The 17,383-nt window shown below is 49.2% G+C and carries 20 protein-coding genes; 5 read left to right on the forward strand and 15 right to left on the reverse strand.

From position 1 onward, the window contains the following. Nucleotides 1-28: 28 nt before the first annotated feature. Nucleotides 29-1,192: a DmpA family aminopeptidase gene (locus CWM47_RS00605; RefSeq protein ID WP_100985875.1), complete on the forward strand. Its 1,164-nt coding sequence runs from the start codon at nt 29-31 to the stop codon at nt 1,190-1,192. Between the two features lie 145 nt (nt 1,193-1,337). On the opposite strand, the gene CWM47_RS00610 is transcribed toward CWM47_RS00605, so the two are convergent. Further along, nucleotides 1,338-2,000 carry a thiamine diphosphokinase gene (locus tag CWM47_RS00610; protein WP_100985876.1) on the reverse strand — a complete coding sequence of 221 codons (663 nt, stop codon included), beginning with the start codon at nt 1,998-2,000 and terminating at the stop codon, nt 1,338-1,340. Nucleotides 2,001-2,073: 73 nt separating this feature from the next. On the opposite strand from CWM47_RS00610, the gene CWM47_RS00615 reads away from it, so the two are divergent. Continuing rightward, a complete protein-coding gene (locus CWM47_RS00615; protein WP_100985877.1) occupies nt 2,074-3,240 on the forward strand; it encodes a glycosyltransferase family 87 protein in 1,167 nt (388 codons plus the stop codon). Between the two features lie 108 nt (nt 3,241-3,348). Here the strand turns inward: CWM47_RS00615 and kdsB are convergent, their stop codons facing one another. From kdsB to moaC, 12 genes are all read right to left on the reverse strand, one after another. After that, nucleotides 3,349-4,104, reverse strand: coding sequence for a 3-deoxy-manno-octulosonate cytidylyltransferase (gene kdsB, locus CWM47_RS00620; RefSeq protein WP_100985878.1), 756 nt, complete (start codon nt 4,102-4,104; stop codon nt 3,349-3,351). A gap of 71 nt (nt 4,105-4,175) precedes the next feature. Continuing rightward, a complete protein-coding gene (locus tag CWM47_RS00625; RefSeq protein ID WP_100985879.1) occupies nt 4,176-4,871 on the reverse strand; it encodes a phosphatase in 696 nt (231 codons plus the stop codon). Between the two features lie 90 nt (nt 4,872-4,961). Next, nucleotides 4,962-5,813, reverse strand: a complete 852-nt coding sequence (gene kdsA, locus CWM47_RS00630) for a 3-deoxy-8-phosphooctulonate synthase (RefSeq protein ID WP_100985880.1) — start codon at nt 5,811-5,813, stop codon at nt 4,962-4,964. Nucleotides 5,814-5,950: 137 nt separating this feature from the next. Then, nucleotides 5,951-7,048, reverse strand: a complete 1,098-nt coding sequence (locus CWM47_RS00635) for an iron-containing alcohol dehydrogenase family protein (protein WP_100985881.1) — start codon at nt 7,046-7,048, stop codon at nt 5,951-5,953. Then, nucleotides 7,042-7,425: a type II toxin-antitoxin system VapC family toxin gene (locus CWM47_RS00640; protein WP_100985882.1), complete on the reverse strand. Its 384-nt coding sequence runs from the start codon at nt 7,423-7,425 to the stop codon at nt 7,042-7,044. The genes CWM47_RS00635 and CWM47_RS00640 overlap by 7 nt, the downstream gene beginning before the upstream one ends. Then, entirely contained in the window at nt 7,425-7,628 is a 204-nt protein-coding gene (gene vapB, locus CWM47_RS00645) for a type II toxin-antitoxin system VapB family antitoxin (RefSeq protein WP_100985883.1), read from the reverse strand. The genes CWM47_RS00640 and vapB overlap by 1 nt, the downstream gene beginning before the upstream one ends. 19 nt (nt 7,629-7,647) lie before the next feature. Next, complete coding sequence (locus tag CWM47_RS00650; RefSeq protein ID WP_240625658.1) at nt 7,648-8,853, reverse strand: DegT/DnrJ/EryC1/StrS family aminotransferase; 1,206 nt, start codon at nt 8,851-8,853, stop codon at nt 7,648-7,650. Nucleotides 8,854-9,021: 168 nt separating this feature from the next. Beyond that, nucleotides 9,022-9,498: a nucleoside deaminase gene (locus CWM47_RS00655; protein WP_100985885.1), complete on the reverse strand. Its 477-nt coding sequence runs from the start codon at nt 9,496-9,498 to the stop codon at nt 9,022-9,024. 23 nt (nt 9,499-9,521) lie between these two features. After that, entirely contained in the window at nt 9,522-10,316 is a 795-nt protein-coding gene (locus CWM47_RS00660; protein ID WP_100993673.1) for a hypothetical protein, read from the reverse strand. Between the two features lie 94 nt (nt 10,317-10,410). Then, nucleotides 10,411-11,019 (reverse strand): DUF6992 family protein, encoded by a 609-nt coding sequence (locus tag CWM47_RS00665; RefSeq protein ID WP_100985886.1) that lies wholly within the window; start codon nt 11,017-11,019, stop codon nt 10,411-10,413. Nucleotides 11,020-11,061: 42 nt separating this feature from the next. Next, nucleotides 11,062-11,634, reverse strand: a complete 573-nt coding sequence (locus CWM47_RS00670) for an NTP transferase domain-containing protein (RefSeq protein ID WP_100985887.1) — start codon at nt 11,632-11,634, stop codon at nt 11,062-11,064. Continuing rightward, on the reverse strand, nt 11,627-12,100 hold the full coding sequence (gene moaC / locus CWM47_RS00675; RefSeq protein ID WP_100985888.1) for a cyclic pyranopterin monophosphate synthase MoaC: 474 nt from the start codon (nt 12,098-12,100) through the stop codon (nt 11,627-11,629). The genes CWM47_RS00670 and moaC overlap by 8 nt, the downstream gene beginning before the upstream one ends. An 85-nt stretch (nt 12,101-12,185) precedes the next feature. Here moaC and CWM47_RS00680 point away from each other — a divergent pair, with 85 nt between their 5' ends. The 3 genes from CWM47_RS00680 (at nt 12,186) to CWM47_RS00690 (ending at nt 15,210) form a co-directional block, all read left to right on the forward strand. Further along, a complete protein-coding gene (locus tag CWM47_RS00680) occupies nt 12,186-13,388 on the forward strand; it encodes a molybdopterin molybdotransferase MoeA (protein ID WP_100985889.1) in 1,203 nt (400 codons plus the stop codon). A 119-nt stretch (nt 13,389-13,507) separates the two neighbouring features. Then, a complete protein-coding gene (locus CWM47_RS00685; protein WP_100985890.1) occupies nt 13,508-14,113 on the forward strand; it encodes a DUF4254 domain-containing protein in 606 nt (201 codons plus the stop codon). 35 nt (nt 14,114-14,148) lie between these two features. Further along, a complete protein-coding gene (locus CWM47_RS00690; protein WP_100985891.1) occupies nt 14,149-15,210 on the forward strand; it encodes a glycosyltransferase family 9 protein in 1,062 nt (353 codons plus the stop codon). Nucleotides 15,211-15,256: 46 nt separating this feature from the next. On the opposite strand, the gene CWM47_RS00695 is transcribed toward CWM47_RS00690, so the two are convergent. Both CWM47_RS00695 and CWM47_RS00700 read right to left on the reverse strand, forming a co-directional pair. Continuing rightward, the gene (locus CWM47_RS00695) at nt 15,257-16,255 is read right to left on the reverse strand and encodes a glycosyltransferase family 9 protein (protein ID WP_100985892.1); all 999 of its coding nucleotides are present in this window, start codon (nt 16,253-16,255) and stop codon (nt 15,257-15,259) included. A gap of 52 nt (nt 16,256-16,307) precedes the next feature. Then, on the reverse strand, nt 16,308-17,333 hold the full coding sequence (locus CWM47_RS00700) for a DUF4249 domain-containing protein (protein WP_240625659.1): 1,026 nt from the start codon (nt 17,331-17,333) through the stop codon (nt 16,308-16,310). Nucleotides 17,334-17,383 lie beyond the last annotated feature (50 nt).

The raw sequence follows: 17,383 nt of genomic DNA on the forward strand, positions 1-17,383 counted from the left end.
GGACAAGGTACAATTTCACTCCAGAAACATGAAAACCTCCATCCTTATCAGCTTGCTTTTACTGATTTATGCATCCATCAATGCACAAAAGCCGAGGGCCAGAGATATTGGTATTCCGTTTGACGGTAATACCGGAAAATTCAACGCTATAACAGATGTCCATGGAGTTACTGTAGGCTATAGTACTATCATTTCCGGACAGGGTAAAAACGTGTTGGGAAAAGGCCCCGTTCGCACCGGGGTTACGGCCATTCTGCCTCGTGGAAAAACGAACAACCCTGTTTACGCAAACTGGTATACATTGAACGGGAATGGCGAAATGACCGGTACAACCTGGATAACGGAATCCGGTTTTCTGGAAACACCCATCATGATTACCAATACAAACAGCGTTGGCGTTGTGCGGGATGCGGTGTTGAAATGGTTTGTTGAGAAACACTGGTATAAAGAGAATTTCTGGTACACCTACCCCGTTGTTGCCGAAACTTACGACGGTTTTTTAAATGATATTTACGGCTTTCACGTCAAAGAAAGCAATGCCTATGAAGCGCTGGAAAGTGCCAAAACGGGCGCGATTCAGGAGGGTAATGTTGGGGGTGGCACCGGCATGATGTGTCTGGGATTTAAAGGGGGCACCGGCACTTCATCAAGAATAGTCAAGATCAAAGATTCGACCTACACCGTGGGTGTATTGGTTCAATCGAACTTTGGGGCCAAGAAGAATCTGACCATTGCCGGGGTTCCGGTTGGCGTAGAACTAAAAGACACGTTGAACTACGAGTTAAAAGCTCCGCCCCTCCACTATAAACAGGCGGGCGACGGCTCAATTATCGTCGTTGTGGCAACAGATGCGCCTTTGCTACCACATCAGTTAAAACGGATAGCGGCAAGGGTTCCTATCGGCGTAGGGAAAGTTGGTGGTCGGGGAGAAAACGGCTCCGGCGATATTTTCATCGCGTTTTCTACGGCAAACTCATCGGCGTTTCAGCGAACAAACTTTGCCAAAGTTGACCAGCTACCCAATGACCTGATCAATCCGTTATTCGAAGCTACGGTTCAGGCGGTTGAAGAAGCAATCATCAACGCTATGGTAGCCGCCGAAACGATAGAGGGGATAAACGGAAACAAAGCCTATGCACTACCGCACAAGGCGGTTATGAATGTGTTGAAAAAGTACAACCGGGCAAAGTGAGTTTTTGCGTTTGCTGGCGCAGGTATTTACCCGTGCCTACTCATATAGCCAGCATTCGCTGGCATGCGTTTGCTGGATACCGATGCGTCAGTAAATACTGACTTCATAAACAGGCACGAGTTAATACTCGCGCCAGACTACTATCCTAATCCCAGCACTCCATAATCAGCAAATCACCCGTTTTGGCGTCAATGCGCACAAAACCGTCCTCGGCCGCTTCGTTACTACTACTGGTAAAGTAACCCAACGTCAGGGTCGCATCCTGAAGATTGTATTTTAGCCCTTCAGAACTAAAACCGGTTACAGTCCCAACGGGAATCAGCGAGATGGGTATTCCGGCTTCGTACCACTTCTCGAACCGGCCGACCAGCGGGAAGATTTTCGAGTGATCATCGAGCATGACAATCCGAATCTGGTCTTTGTATCGAACGATATTCGTCATATTCGTCAGGCTGTGATCGGCCCGCCGACCGGTGGCCCAAACAATATTGACGGCTGGATAACCTTGCTCAATGAGGTACTCGATGCCTTTGTCGAGATCGGTTTTGTCCTGGTCGGGCGTGTGAACAATCTCCAGTGGATATTGCTGTGCCCGAATGCTATCGAGGTCCAGGTTTCGGTCGAAGTCACCGAGCAGCACATCGACTTTGATTCCTAAATCGAGCACCCGCCAAATGGCACTATCGAGTACCACCACGGTAGGGCTCCACTCTAAAAGCTGTCCCAGCAGTTCGGCGTTACAGGCTTCACCGTTGGCAATAAGCAGAGCAGGTTCCTGTTTTTCACGGACAATATGATGTGATGACATAATAGGCCAAAGATAAATCGTCAAGTCGGATGATTCCTGATTAATTTTGTCTGATTAACGACTCGTCAACACATTGCAACGCGCGCTCCGTTTTCTAACCTTACCCCGTTTGCTGGGTTTATTTGTCTTTCTTTTCTGCCTGGTGGCCGTTCAGAATTATCTGCTTGGATTTGGTAATTACAACAACTACCTGATGTTTGCCAAGCCGTTCCATAACCTGCTCATCAACAAGAGTATCTACGGACTGCATCCTAACCTGTACGACGACAATTATAAATACAGCCCGACATTCGCCTGGCTGATGGGGCCGTTTTATTACATGCCGAATCTGCTGGGCATGATTCTCTGGAATCTCCTCAACACGGTCGTCCTGTTGGCCGGTGTCTGGTTTTATTTATCCGACGAGAAAGACCCTGCCAAACAACGGCGCGTAGCGTTGCTCATCATCATTCTGGAGGCCCTCATTACCGCCCAAAATCTGCAAAGTAACAACCTTATTGTAGGTGCTATGCTGCTGGGACTATATCACTTACGGAACGAACGAGTCTGGCAGGCGGCTTTCTTTTTTGTGCTTTGCCTGTTTATTAAATTCTATGGCGTAGCGGCTGCTGGATTTTTTCTATTCTACCCTAAAAAGCCACAGTTCATTCTAGCAATGGTTGTCTGGACAGCCCTGTTTGCGATGGCTCCACTCACCATGATCCCGCTCGACAACCTATTGGCGGAATATAAAGAATGGTTCAATGTAATTGTTGTCAGCAAGTTAGGCTTGCAGGTGTCGGTTATGGGTATTGCCCAGGCGTGGTTTGGCATGGCAAAAACAGACAGTAATTACCGAATCATTGAAGCCATTGGCGCAACGCTGTTTCTGCTGCCTTTTCTTCGGTTTGGCCTTTGGAAAGACAGGCTGTTTCAACGGCGAATGGTGGCCTATTTCCTGCTGTTCATGATTGTATTCAACAAAATGGCCGAATCACCGACTTACGTAATGGCTGTTACGGGCGTGGCACTGTGGTGGGTTACGCTGGAAAACCCCTCCCGACTTGACCAGATTTTATTAGGATTGGTGATTGTGTTCACCTCGCTGTCTCCTACCGACATTTTCCCGCAAGTAGTGCAGAAACAATTTTTCCAGCCCTACAACATCAAAGCCCTGCCGTGTTTGCTGGTTTGGGCGCGGGTGCAGTATCAAATCTGGACGCAACCGGGCTCTGTGAGTGAGGTTCAGACGTTTGCGTGACGCGAATTCTGGCGCGGGCATTCGCCCGTGCCTGTTAATTTAGCGAGTATATACTCGCATTTATGCAGAGGCACGGGCGAATGCCCGCGCCAGAACGCACCACTCCCGCTACAACCCGCTTTTCACTATCTTCTCAATATCTTCCGGGCTATCCACACTTTGCGTCTGAAATTCTGTAGCGACAAGTTTGATACGATACCCAGCCTCTATCCAACGCAGTTGCTCCAGCGATTCGGCCCGTTCGAGGGGGGAGGGGGGTAATTGAGTGAGTTTTTCGAGTACATCGACGCGGTAGGCGTATAAACCAACGTGGCGGTGATAAGCGTGTTGCTCATGCCAACGATCGGGTTCAACGCCCCACAAATACGGAACCGCCGACCGACTAAAATACAAGGCTTCGTTTTGCTCATTGATCACAATCTTGGCTTCTTTTGGATCATGTAGCATGGCCGCCGAATCGACCGTTGCCATCTGGGTAGCCAGTTCGACACTACCGTCCAGAATGGCCGCAAGTTCGTCAATCTGAGCTGGGTCGATAAAGGGTTCGTCTCCCTGAATATTCAGCACATAATCCATTGAATTTCCATCAATGATTCCGTCGGCAACTAGCCGATCATACGCTTCCCAGCAACGGTCGGTACCGCTGGGGTGATCAGAGCGCGTCATGACAGCTTCGAAGCCAATCCGACGAACGGCTTCAGCAATCCGTTCATCGTCGGTGGCAACAACCACTTTCGACAACGATGTTGCTTTGCTGGCCTGCTCCAACACCCGTTGAATCATGGACTTGCCACCGATGTCGGCCAGGGGTTTTCCGGGAAAACGTGTTGAGCCGTAGCGGGCAGGAATTATTCCGATAATCATGTATTGAGAAGTTATGTCACAGAGTTACACTGAGGTAACACAGAGATACTCAGAGGATTTCTGTGCTCTAGTTATTTGGGCTCTGGCCCGTTTGGCCCTACCGTCCAGTAACTCGGTTCGATAGCCTGGCGCTGTTGGTAATATTGGTCATAAATAGGTTTGTAGCGCAGTCGTTCGACCATAACGGTGTCGAACTGACCCAGTAAACCCAGCATCAGTTCGCAGCCTTCGCGCACGGCAAACTGTCCGCTTTGGCTGCCCGTCACATAGTCGACCAGGCCATTTTGCACCACGTAATTCGTGAAAAGCGGGTTGGCATTTCGACGGATCATAATGCGTACACCAACAATTTCTGCAACGGAAAGATCAAGCGCATCATCGAAGAAAAAGGCTACTTCCTTCGGTTCCAGATTATGCTTCTCCAGAAGGTGAGCCAGAACATCTACTTTATGTTTCGCCTGCGAATAACAGGCGTGGAAATGTTCACGTCCCACCAGTGTATCAGCTAACCCATTCGTTACGCCGGTAATGACTGCAGCAACGGGCAGTTGCCCGCCATGATGAAGCCAGAAGCCAAACCGAAGAAGATTTGTCCCCATCGAATCGACTTCGCTAAACGAACTACTCCCCGCTTCGGTTTTGACACCGTCGTTGAAAACGCCGTCCCAGTCGAACACAATGGCCCGAACAGCTTTGAGCTTTTCAGTCAGTACATCGGCAGGGGTAACAAATTGGCCGCCAAGGGCGGTGAAGGTCTTTTCGATCATTTTATTGTAATGAATAATGGTCAATGAATAATGTATAATAAATGCGGGCAGCTCCCATTATACATCATTCATTGACCATTATTCATTCATTTAAGCCAATTCCGGCAACGTATTGCGGTATTTTACCTCAACGGCATGAAGTTCGATTAGGGGTTTCATAAACTCTTCCAGGTAGCGAATATCCAGTTGGCTGGCGGCATCGCAAAGAGCCTCTGATGGGCAGGTATGGGTTTCAACAAACAACCCGTCGACACCGGCAGCCACACCGGCACGTGCCAACACAGGCAGGTACTCACGCGCACCACCTTTGGCATCGGCCGATGGGATACCATACTTGCGAATGGCATGCGTCACGTCGAACACAACCGGGTAATTGGTGCGGGCCATGTGGTAGAAAGCACGGGGGTCAACCACTAAATCGTTGTAGCCAAAGGTGAAACCGCGCTCGGTCAGGATGATCTGTTCATTGCCCGAATCTTCAATTTTCTTGACCGGGTGTTTCATGTTTTCCGGTGCCAGAAACTGTCCGTGCTTCACGTTCACAACTTTACCCGTTTGGGCAGCCGCTACAACCAGCATCGTCTGCATACAGAGGTAAGCCGGAATTTGCAGTACATCCACCACTTCGGCAGCGGGGGCACACTGGTCAGGATAATGCACGTCGGTAAGCAGGGGAAAACCGAACTGCTCTTTTACCTTTGCCAGAATTTTAAGGCCTTTGTCGAGACCTGGACCATTGTAGTAATTCAGGCTGGAACGGTTGTCCTTCTGGAACGACGACTTATAAATAATTTTGATGCCGAGCCGTTCCTGGATTTCGCGGAGCTGCTCAGCCACCGTCATCATAATTTTTTCATCTTCAATGACACAAGGACCGCTGATGAGGAACAACTCATCCGAACCGCATTCGATATCGCCAACGCGAACATTTTTTTGAGACATAATTATTTAGGTTAAAAGGGTTATGACACAGAGATTCACGGAGATTAAAGGAGATACACAGAGATAAAAAAGAGACAAAAAATCTCTGTGTATCTCCTTTAATCTCCGTGAATCTCTGTGTCATAACCTTTAAAAATTTACAGCCGCCGGAACAGATCCTTGAGCAAGTCGATGGTAATAACTTCCTGCCAGTTATCGCCGATAGCATGTAGCCACATGTGCGGCAGATTATACGAAACATGAGCCATTTGCGTGATGGTGTCATCGCTCCAGTCGTTCGATAAGCCCTGCGGCAGATCAATCTGGTGATAGGCCACCATCTCTTTAAACTCGGCAACACCCTGCGGGTAATAATCAGCGAGGTGATTCATGATCAGGCAATTGGCATAACAATGCCGGGTTCCCAGAATCTTCGACAGGCCATAGCTGAGTGCATGGCACACACCGACTTCGGAGTAGGTAAGGCTTAGGCCGCCCATCATCGACGCCACCATCAGTTTATCGTCATTCTCGGGTGTCTGCCCTGAGTTTTCGCCCAGATATACCTCCCGGCAGAGCTTCATGGATTGTTCGGCATAGGCGTGTGAATAGGCATTATTCAGTCGGCCATTTTCCGATTCGATGCAGTGGATATAGGTATCCATGCCCGTATAAAACCACCAGTTGCGGGGCACACTGGCAATCAGCTCGGGGTCAAGAACGATCTGGTTGAATACCGTCCACTCGCATTTCAGGCCCAACTTTTTGACTGGTCCCGTTAGTACCGCCGTCATCGAAACCTCGGCACCCGTACCCGAAATGGTCGGTACACCAACGTGGTAAACGCCCGGTTTTTTAATGAGGTTCAAGCCCTGATACAGTGTCGAAGACCCTTCGTTCGTCAGCATCAGCGACAACGCTTTGGCAATGTCCATAATGCTGCCGCCCCCAATACCAACAACACCCGAAGGAAGACCTTTTTTGGCCAAAATCTCATCACGGAGTTGGTCGATCTGGTCGGTTGTTGGCTCGTGCTCTTCAACGCTGATGTAGAACGTTAAATCTTCGGCATGGGACGGAACCTGTCCTTCGAGCGGTTTACCTTTGAAATAATTGTCGACAAGGAAGACGAAATAGCCTTCGTTCTCGACGCGTTGTGGCGCCAGAATTTCGTCGAGTTGCGAAAAGCTCCCCCGTCCGAAAACTGTCTTCTCAACACCCTTGAAGTTCTTATGCGTGGTTTGTGTAGCTACCATGTTATCGTTAAGCCATACTGGCTGAAAAATGAATCTCTTGTGGCGACAGCTAAATTTTCAGCTAACGCTTGTGCAATGATAAGACGATCAAACGGATCACGGTGGTGATTCGGTAATCGCTGTAGTTCTACCAAATGATTAAATTCGATTGGAAGCACCCAAAATTGATTGCGTTCCAGAAAATCAAACAATTCGAGTATTGATGTATTGAGTTCCAGTTTCCCTAAACTCACTTTGATAGTTATTTCCCACAAGCTTGCAATACTTATAAAACAAGCATTTGCAGGACTCTTAATCGTCTCTCTAAGGTTGTTAGACAGTGCTTCATCACCGCTATAAAACCAGAGTAATGTGTGCGTATCAAGTAGTAGGCGCATCACATGTATTCCTTAAAATCGTCCAGGGGCGCATCGAAATCATCAGACAGCCTTACCTTCCCTTTCGCATAGCCAAACTCTCGTTCTGCAGGTGCTGTCGTGGCTTGCTTTTTGGTTCGCAGAAAGGCAACGAAGTCTTCAACCTCACGACGTAACTCGGGCGGTAAGGCTACAATTTCGGAAAGTAAGGCTGTCGTTGACATAAGACCAATTTTTAAAAATCTATGCTTCTACCAAAGTTGCTTTCCGAATGGCTGCTTCGATGTTGGTTGCCAATGCGGCTACTTCCTCCGATGTCCAGCTTGCCCGGATACCAAATGAAATCAGTCGGCCAATCGTCGCCTGTGCGTTTGGAATGTCGAGGTTGTTATAGTCCTGTGGTGCACCGAATTTTTCGATGGCCAGTGGGGCCGCTGTCCGCATTTGTTTGATATGATCCCACTGGTTAATGAAGTGGTACATATTCGTGAACCAGTAGTTGAAACCACCCACGCCAGCCGCATTCATTTCGGCGACAACACGCTGCGCCGTTTCGGTATCGGGCATCAGCAGGTTCAGAAACGTTGCCGAATCGCCATCGACATCGGGAATGCGGGCAAACCCAACACCCGGTACCTGCCCTAAGGCATCCATAAGCTGGGTTTTGTGGGCGTTGTTGCTCTTAATAATTTCAGGAACACGTCGTGTTTGAACAAGCCCAACAGCCGCATGAAGTTCGCTGATGCGGTAGTTGAAACCCAGAACAGGGTGTTGTTCCATACCCCGGTTGCTGCCAATATGGTCATGCCCGTGGTCAGAATAAGAATCGGCATGTTTGTAGGCAACCTCATCGTTTGTCACCATGATACCGCCTTCGCCCGCTGTTGCGATCTTGAAAAAGTCGAACGAATAGGCGCCGGTTTTACCCCAAAGCCCCGTCGAAACGCCTTTATAGCTTGCGCCCATAGCCTGCCCGGCGTCTTCAACCAGCACTAGATTATGCTCATTGACAACTGCCATGATTGCGTCCATATCGGCCATCTGACCACACATATGCACCAGTGCAATAGCTTTCGTTTTTGGCGTAATAGCCTTACGAATACCGTCGGCACTAATACAAAGCGTCTCATCGATATCGGCGAAAACGGGTAACGCACCCACCATCAACACGGCTTCGACTGTTGCGATATAGGTGAAGGGCGGTACGATCACTTCATCACCCGCACCAATGCCGGCTGCTGCCAACGCGCATAAAACAGCCGTTGACCCGCTCGACACGGCATGAGCAAAATTGGCACCAACTAACTTGGCAACCTCAGCCTCAAACTCGCGGGCTTTGTAAATATTGTTGCGTTGCGCTTCGTGATTATACCGAAACAGGATACCGGTCTCAAGCACATCATTGATTTCCGCGCGCTCAGCAGCTCCAAAAAATTCCATTCCTGGCATGACGTAATCCGTTTAGAGGGTCGCTTCATGTTTTTTCAATAAGCGACTATTTAATTTCCACAAAAGTACGGTTTTTGTTTTGTAGAGACGCAATACTTTGCGTCTCCTTGCCCGGACGGATTTGGCTGACGCACAGGAGACGCAAAGGATTACGTCTCTACAAAGGCATTAATATGGAATTCGTTTTTCCAAGGCTACCCATTCCTGAAAAACCGCTTCGGCTTCGTCGCGTAGCAGTTGGTGCATGGGAATATGCCGCTCTTCGCGGGGTTTGTCTAGTTCTTCGTAAATAAACTGATCGTCGAAACCAGCCCTGGCGGCATCGGAATGAAAAGCTGCATAGACAATACGGCTGGGACGTGCCCAGTAAATAGCCCCCAAACACATGGGGCACGGCTCGCAGGAGGCATAAAGCGTACAACCATCCAGTTGAAACGTGCCCAGATTTTGGCAGGCATCCCGAATCGCCACCACTTCGGCATGGGCAGTTGGGTCATTGGTTGAGGTAACCATGTTGAACCCTTTACCTACAATTTCGCCATCGCGAACAATGACGCAGCCAAACGGCCCGCCCTGATCGGTTGTCATACCTTCGCGAGCCAATTGAATGGCTTCGCGCAAAAAATAATCATCCTGATTTGTCATTTTTTACTTATGGAAAGCAATTACTATTGAATAGTGCTTAGATACTGTGTAACGGCGAGTTGCGCGTTTCTATTTTTGTTTAACACGACTGGAGCTAGTTCGTCGCGCAATTCCTCGTATAAATTTATGGCTTCATTAAGGCTCACGAGAAGAGAGGCCCGGTCTGGTGTCGCTACGGTCTGTTGCAATCGAATCAAATCTGACTGATTAAACGTAGACTCTGCCCGACGAACTCCCCTTGGCAAGCCCTGCTGTTTAAGATGTAGCATAGGCCCAAGTACCACATTCCGCACAAAAGCCAGAAAGTCAGTTGCTTCCAGAAACTCCCCCCGACCAATTTTGAGAGCCGCATAATGCATCCAGACCCAGAAGCGATCTTCGGTCCACTGAAAATCAAAGGGCGGATATTCTGCCGTTGATTGCCGGATGATGGATGTTAGCAGTTGATCCCGTTCCCAAAGAACAACCGGATTTTCGACACGGTGGTAAAACTCAACGGGCGTCAGAAACTTGATATCGACATGCAGTAAAGGCGACTCATACAACGCAATCAATAAGCGAGGTTCGCCAACGTGATCGCCCCGAAACGATGCCAGCAACGAACCAAAATTCGAGGCATAGGCTCGCATCTGGTCCACATTAGGCGCAAGTTGCCGAGCCAAAACCAGCACAAGATCAAGGTCGGAGTATTGATCAATTTCGCCCGATGCCCACGAGCCACCTGCCGCCAAACCAATGGCTTCGGTATCGAGCCGACAGATCGATATGGCATTGTCAATGAAGGATTGAAAAGGTTGCTGAGATTGTAAAGTGTACATGCTCAATTGTATGAGACTGCCTGTGTGCAGGGCCGCCTTCGCGGCTGGCCAATTACCGGACAACGACCTTGAATTTTGATTGGTTCGAGCAAGTTTATCGAATAGGCAACACAACGCCCAGACCGTTCGGCGAAGCGGAAAGCAGTAGACGCTCCTGTTTATCGCCCCGTTTTTTGAAAATGAAGTAATTAACCAGATCGAAGGCTAATAAAAATCCACCCTGAGCCATAATGGATGTACCATAACCGCGTAGTTGGTCGGCCTTATCGGGATGTGTTTCGGCGCGTTCGCGCAAATAGCCTCCGCCAATTATATAGGCCACATCTAACCCGGCATTAACCAGCAGAAGCTGCTTCATGTTTTCGTGTTGTCGAACGGCATCGGCCAGTGTTTCGGCCTCAGGGTCCTTTTTGCGCGAACCCAGTAGACCAACCCCGGCGATCCCCAAATTTACCAGATTCCAGTAGACGTTCATCTTATGAAAATACCTGGTTTCACCCGTCGTTTGTCCGGCGGCCACCGCCCCAACGGCAATATTGACCAGTGCGAAGCTTCCAAGGGTAAGGCCCAATGTTTTCTGGTGCCGGATGCGTTGCTCGCTGAAGTCGCGTAACTCGGGTGTTGGTGTAACGCGCTGAGCCATTGCGACACCACCGATCAGGAGAGAACCAAGCGTAAAAGCAAGTTGTCGGACTGGATTCATAGACTGAGGTTTTGAGTATGAACCCAGATGTAAGGCCGATGTTTACAAACCCAGAGCCGCTTTTGCCGCCGGGTCATTGACGTTAGCCAATTCGCTTGAATCCGGTACATTCAGCAACTGAATATCGTTTTGGCGCAGAATCTGTCGCGGAGAAAACGCCCCTTTGAGGAAAGCCTGATGCAAAATCGGTCCGAAAGCTGGCTCATAAATACCCAGTAGCGGCTCAGGCAACTGCCCATCCGAATCATAAAAAACAGTTGCCATTTTCGCGAGATTTCGCCCTTCCACAAGCGCAGTAAGAGACTGTGCGGATAACAAGGGCATATCGCAGGCCACCACCAGCCAGGCCGCTGATGGGTCGAATTGAAAAGCCGACAAGATACCGTTAAGCGGCCCTGGCAACACAAAGGCGTCAATAATGACTGGCTGATCTGGCGTCGTTATGTCAATGGCCTGTTCGGCATTCACCGACCAGAAAACGGCATCGCAATACGGTATAAGCAGATCGGTCAGGTGTTCGCGCTGGGGCTTTCTGTGATAAATCATCGTTGATTTATCACGGCCCATGCGCGTGCTTCGTCCTCCTGTCAGAATAAGCCCATTTAGTTTATTCACGATGAAAGTCCCGTTTACCACCCGTTTTTTCCATCAGCTTGGTTTCCTTGATAATAATGTCGTGCGAAAAGGCTTTACACATGTCATAGATGGTCAAAGCGGCCACCGACGCACCCACCAGCGCTTCCATCTCGACGCCCGTTTTTCCTTCTGTCGATACCAGGCAACTAACAATGGCGTCATCCCCTTCGGTTGTGATGGTGATCTGGCAGTTATCCAATCCCAGCGAATGGCAAAGCGGAATCAGGTCATCAGTCCGTTTAGCCGCCATTGTTCCGGCAATGATAGCCGTTTGAAAGACCGGGCCTTTTTTGGTGGCAATATCGGCACCGCTCAGGTGCTGCATAATATCGGGCCCAAGCGTTACAACAGACTGTGCACGGGCTGTCCGTCGGGTCACGGTCTTGGCTCCCACATCGACCATTGCCGGGTTGCCTTCTGCGTTGAGATGGGTAAACGAGTTCATAAAGATTTATAAATTAAGAGTCCCGATTTACGATTTCATCGCCAATAAATTGTAAATCGTAGGGCATAAATCAATAATTTCTATCATGCTTTCCGTTGCCGACGCTTTCGCTATTACTCAACAACACCGTTTACAACTTCCTGCAGAAACGGTTTCACTGGCCGATGCCTCCGGCCGGGTTCTGCGGGAAGCGGTTTCTGCCGACCGCAATTTCCCGCCCTTCAACCGCGTGGCGATGGACGGAATCGCTATTCGTTTTACCGACTATACAGCCGGACAACGAACGTTTCGACTAGCGGGTGTTCAACGCGCCGGGGAGCCTCAACAGACATTAGATAAGGCGAACGAGTGTCTGGAAATAATGACCGGAGCCATGTTGCCCCTGGGCGTCGATACGGTTATACGATACGAGGATGTGACCATTGATGATTGTCAGGCCACCCTGACCATTGACACAGTGCAAAAGAATCAGCATGTTCACCCTCAAGCCATTGATCGGCGGGCAGGCGATGAACTCCTTTCCATCGGTATGCGTCTGGGACCACCCGAACTGGCGGTAGCGGCTTCGGTCGGACAAACGACGTTGACCGTAACAGCTCTTCCCCGTGTGGCACTCATCTCAACCGGCGATGAACTGGTCGACATTGGCGACACACCCCTGCCCTATCAGATTCGACGATCCAATACGTATTTGTTACAGGCTGGATTAGCCTCGCTGGGCATTGCCGCTACATTGCATCATATTGTCGACAACGAGGCTATTCTGGAGGAACAACTGGCAACCCTGCTGACCCAGAATGACATCCTTATTTTAAGCGGTGGTGTTTCGGCAGGGAAGGCTGACTTTGTGCCCTCGGTTATGGCCAGGCTGGGCGTGCAGAAACAATTCCACAAAATCGAGCAACGTCCGGGCAAACCGCTCTGGTTCGGAACAACGCCAGACAAAGCCGTTTTCGGTTTACCCGGCAATCCGGTTTCAACAGTGTTGTGCGCTTATCGGTATGTCATGCCGTATCTGCGGACGTCGCTGGGTTTAGCGCCTGCGCCTATTCGCTATGCGCGGTTAGCCGCCCCATTCGTATTTGCTCCGGCAGTCACGTTTTTCCTGCCTGTGCGGTTAACTTCCGAACCCGATGGACGTACACTGGCCCATGCTTTACCCGGCTCAGGCTCAGCCGACTTTGCTAATCTATTAGCGGCCGATGCCTTCATGGAACTCCCCGCCAACCGCTCAGAATTTGGCGTAGACGAAGCGTTTCAGGTGTGGATGACACGGTCTGACCGCTAAGTGACCAGACAGTCAATTGTTCCTGAACAGGGCTATCGGACGTGAGCCCGTTCGATAGCCCTGTTCCGTGTCCGACATTCCCGGCGAAAACGCCTATCTTTGCGGTTGATTAATCGCTTATGAACGCCACTTTCGCTAACGATCTGTTCCGCCAGAGTATTCAGGATTACCACCTGACCGACGACGTCGATACACCCGTCAACAATCCGTATTCGACCAACGACATTGCTTTTTTGTTGTACCAGAAAAACTGGATCGATACGGTTCAATGGCACCTCGAAGACATTATCCGCAGCCCAACCATTCGGCCAGATGAGCTGGTAGGCGTTAAACGGCGGATTGACCTGTCGAATCAGGATCGGACAGATACGGTTGAGCAAATGGATGGCTGGTTTTACGAACAGTATCGAGGCATTGTCCCAAAGCCGGGTGCACGACTGAATTCAGAAACACCAGCCTGGCTACTTGACAGGATGTCGATCCTACAACTCAAGATTTACCACTTTCGCGAACAGGTAGAACGCCCATCGGTAACGGACGAACACCGGCAAAAGGCCCAGCAAAAACTAGCCGTTTTACTCGAACAGGAAACCGATCTGGCGCAATGTTTCGATGAACTGCTGGAGGACATCCGCAACGGCAATCGCTATATGAAAGTGTATCGACAAATGAAAATGTACAATGACCCTACCCTAAACCCGGTGCTTTATAGTGAAGCAAAGTAGGTGTTTTGGTTGTTTCCCACCCCTTTAGAAAGTGTATGAAGCAATTGCTTCTTCTTCGGTTTTCGGCTATGGGCGATGTAGCCCTGCTGGCACCGGTTGTACAAGCGTTCACTCAACGGTATCCTGATGCGCAAATTACGCTGGTAACCAGGGCTAAATTTGCCGTTTTTTTTGAGCAGTTTCCAAATATTCGCGTTGTTGGTGCTGACTTCGACGGACGGCACAATGGCCTCAATGGCTTACTACAGTTAGTTAAGGAACTGCGGCAGATTGCCTCTTTCGACGTTGTGATTGATGCCCATCAGAACTTGCGATCAAGCGTTTTAAAAAGCCTTTTCCGTTTGGCTGGCGTACCGTCGTTTACGATTGACAAGGGTCGTGCTGAGAAGAGAGCCTTGACCCGAAAGACTAACAAGGTCCGTCGGCAATTAACCCATAGTGTAGATCGCTACGCACAGGTATTCAAAGCGGCCGGGTTGCCTGTTCAGCCAACTAAGCCTTTCCAGTTTCCTCCATTCACAGCCAGTGAAGATGAGCTTCAGGACTTTCTGAATAGGAAATCCATTGAGCAAAATTCGCCCTGGCTCGGTATTGCTCCCTTTGCGCAGCATACCCAAAAGATGTGGCCCTTCGAGCGATTTACTCCCCTGTTAGATCAACTGTATACGGGTACACAACGCACAATTTTTCTGTTCGGGGGCGGGGCCGACGAAATTGTTCAACTCGAAGCTTTGCGTCAACGGTTTCCTCAGGCAATTTTAGTTGCCGGGAAGCTTTCGCTGGCCGCTGAGCTGTTGCTTATTAGCCGGTTGAATGGAATGCTTTGTATGGATTCTGGAAATATGCATCTGGCGGCCCTGAGCGGTGTACCGGTATTGTCTATCTGGGGCGCCACTCACCCCGATGCGGGCTTTGGTCCCTGGGGACAAGGCGAGGAGGCTGTCCTTCAAATTTCGACGGATAAGCTAACCTGTCGTCCCTGTTCTGTATTTGGCAATAAACCCTGTTGGCGGGGTGATTTAGCCTGTTTAACTGACATTTCGGTAGAGGTCGTGGCAGAAAGGGTAAAACAAATGCTGACAAAGAAAGTAGCCTGAATGCCTATTCCTGGTTGTGCCGGATTGAGTACTCTTCAACATTCGCTTACTCAAAGTTCTTTTTTTTTGTTCGCAGTTCTTTCACCTCAAAGTCGAAGGATAGATTGTTCATACACTTGAAGTGTTTCAAGGGACAATGGTCTGAACCAGTGGCCGAACAGGGACGGCAACCCAAGCCTGGTGCTTCGAGCCGAACGTGCGGTGTTATATAAGGGTAGAACCCGAATTGAGGAGTCGTACTGCCCCAAATAGAGTAAATTTTCTTCCTGAACGCAGCAGCAATATGCATCAATCCTGTATCGTGACTGAATACCACACGGGCTCGTTGTAACAGGGACGCCGATTGATTCAGATTATAATGTCCACAGGCGTTATAAATCAGCTTTTCGCCCAAAGCCCGCACAATTTCGTCGCCAGCTTTGCGGTCTTTCTTATCACCGACCAAAACAATTGGATAATTAATTTTTCGGCACAGCTCAATCATGCGTGCCGTGGGCAGCCGCCGGGTCATGTGTTGACCACCTATGGCATAGGCGACAAAATCGTTCTGATGTGTAGTTGGCAACCAGGCAAATTCAACCTCATCTTTATAGGGAATGAAATAATCCAGCCCTTGCCCGTCGTTTTCCACCCCCAGGGGCTGCACAGTGGCGAGATACCGATCTACAACGTGCTGTTCACTTAGTGCATTGATTTTCCATCCGATATATAGCCACTGGCGAAACGACTGTTTTTCGACACTATAGGAACGAGAACCCATAGACGCTTTAATCAGGCCGGTAACGAAGGTGTTTTGCAAATCAATCACGTAATCGAAATGCTCGGCACGAAGTTGCCGGATCAAGTTATATAAATTATCATCGAAGTAATGACCCCTGGTGATATAAGGGTTATAAGAAATAATCGACTTATAATCGCGTTTGGTACAAAAATGAAGCTCAGCGTTTGGCAGTTGCTGCTTCAGACAACGCACAACAGGCGATGACAGAACGACGTCGCCAATGGATGCGAATTGCAGAATCAGTACTTTTACCGGAGAGACCATGCTGTAATCATTTTTACAAATCTATTTTATTTAAACGACCTCACCAAACCAATTAATAAGTCCAGAAACGAGGTTTGTTCGGTGTGCGATACAGGCTGTTATCGCACACAATACAGGCGGGTCTGGTTGGATAGGGAATTACCGTTGGAAAATCTGCTTTTGGCGCTCCTTTACCGGCACTCTGGTCGACTATTAAATAACCGGCAGACAGTCCAGCAATGCCAAAATAACCATATACAGGCTCTTTTGGGTTGGTTATGCATTTCACATTTCCCTGAATGGAGGAAGGAGCCACATCGAATAGGCCACCCGTATTGCTTGTCAATTGCTGCACACTTTTCCAGAACAAATATGCTTTTCGGCTCAACGCCTGTTGTTCGATTTCTATATAATATCGGCCTAAAGAATTAAAGGGCACGTCGGTGATAAATTGGCGACTGATCGCTCTCCCGTTAATATTGACATCGGAGTTCAGATTGACGCAGGTGTAACAACGGGTAACATCCCAACAGTCTGTGCAGCAGGAGATACCGGTGTAGATACTTCGATTGGCAACAAACGTTTTCTGGCAGGCATCTACCACTTCGTAGTGCGTCCAGCTCCATTTGTAATAATTACCCAGCGTATCGGGGTCTTTCGTATCCAGATAAACAGACCAGTTCTGACTTTGGGCGGTGGCTACCGTAGCTGGCGTGTAGTTGGATTCGTAATATAGTTTCTGGATGGGGGGAACGGCAGGCATAATTTCTGCCTCCGACTCATACCTCGTTCCGGCTTTTGTCTGAATCGTGAGTTTATACAATCGGCCGGGCACCCCGCGAATTCCATCGATACTACTCTGGTAAATACCCCCCGGCGATTGCTCTTTGAGCGTTTCTTTATTGCCCAGGTTATCTGAAATAACGACCGTTGCCCCGGCTTCCAATAAACTCAAACTTTTAAATGAATAATCGGCCGTTCGCGAAAGCTTGATGGTATAGGGGCCGGGTTGGTCCGTAATCTGACCATCGACAACCAGCAGGGATACCGTAGTGATCGCATCGGGCTGGTAGGCATTTATGCATGAATTGAGACTCAAAATCAGAGTTAACAGACAGGAACTCCAGGTAATTGTACGATAACAGGTAT

The sequence above is a fragment of the Spirosoma pollinicola genome (assembly GCF_002831565.1).
Classification (GTDB): domain Bacteria; phylum Bacteroidota; class Bacteroidia; order Cytophagales; family Spirosomataceae; genus Spirosoma; species Spirosoma pollinicola.

What these genes read in the sequence shown, in the direction of transcription:
- CWM47_RS00605 (WP_100985875.1), top strand. Translation starts at nt 29, where the DNA reads ATGAAAACCTCCATCCTTATCAGCTTGCTTTTACTGATTTATGCATCC.
- CWM47_RS00610 (WP_100985876.1), bottom strand. Translation starts at nt 2,000, where the DNA reads ATGTCATCACATCATATTGTCCGTGAAAAACAGGAACCTGCTCTGCTT.
- kdsB (WP_100985878.1), bottom strand. Translation starts at nt 4,104, where the DNA reads ATGATTATCGGAATAATTCCTGCCCGCTACGGCTCAACACGTTTTCCC.
- CWM47_RS00625 (WP_100985879.1), bottom strand. Translation starts at nt 4,871, where the DNA reads ATGATCGAAAAGACCTTCACCGCCCTTGGCGGCCAATTTGTTACCCCT.
- kdsA (WP_100985880.1), bottom strand. Translation starts at nt 5,813, where the DNA reads ATGTCTCAAAAAAATGTTCGCGTTGGCGATATCGAATGCGGTTCGGAT.
- CWM47_RS00635 (WP_100985881.1), bottom strand. Translation starts at nt 7,048, where the DNA reads ATGGTAGCTACACAAACCACGCATAAGAACTTCAAGGGTGTTGAGAAG.
- CWM47_RS00640 (WP_100985882.1), bottom strand. Translation starts at nt 7,425, where the DNA reads ATGCGCCTACTACTTGATACGCACACATTACTCTGGTTTTATAGCGGT.
- vapB (WP_100985883.1), bottom strand. Translation starts at nt 7,628, where the DNA reads ATGTCAACGACAGCCTTACTTTCCGAAATTGTAGCCTTACCGCCCGAG.
- CWM47_RS00650 (WP_240625658.1), bottom strand. Translation starts at nt 8,853, where the DNA reads ATGCCAGGAATGGAATTTTTTGGAGCTGCTGAGCGCGCGGAAATCAAT.
- CWM47_RS00655 (WP_100985885.1), bottom strand. Translation starts at nt 9,498, where the DNA reads ATGACAAATCAGGATGATTATTTTTTGCGCGAAGCCATTCAATTGGCT.
- CWM47_RS00660 (WP_100993673.1), bottom strand. Translation starts at nt 10,316, where the DNA reads ATGTACACTTTACAATCTCAGCAACCTTTTCAATCCTTCATTGACAAT.
- CWM47_RS00665 (WP_100985886.1), bottom strand. Translation starts at nt 11,019, where the DNA reads ATGAATCCAGTCCGACAACTTGCTTTTACGCTTGGTTCTCTCCTGATC.
- moaC (WP_100985888.1), bottom strand. Translation starts at nt 12,100, where the DNA reads ATGAACTCGTTTACCCATCTCAACGCAGAAGGCAACCCGGCAATGGTC.
- CWM47_RS00680 (WP_100985889.1), top strand. Translation starts at nt 12,186, where the DNA reads ATGCTTTCCGTTGCCGACGCTTTCGCTATTACTCAACAACACCGTTTA.
- CWM47_RS00685 (WP_100985890.1), top strand. Translation starts at nt 13,508, where the DNA reads ATGAACGCCACTTTCGCTAACGATCTGTTCCGCCAGAGTATTCAGGAT.
- CWM47_RS00690 (WP_100985891.1), top strand. Translation starts at nt 14,149, where the DNA reads ATGAAGCAATTGCTTCTTCTTCGGTTTTCGGCTATGGGCGATGTAGCC.
- CWM47_RS00695 (WP_100985892.1), bottom strand. Translation starts at nt 16,255, where the DNA reads ATGGTCTCTCCGGTAAAAGTACTGATTCTGCAATTCGCATCCATTGGC.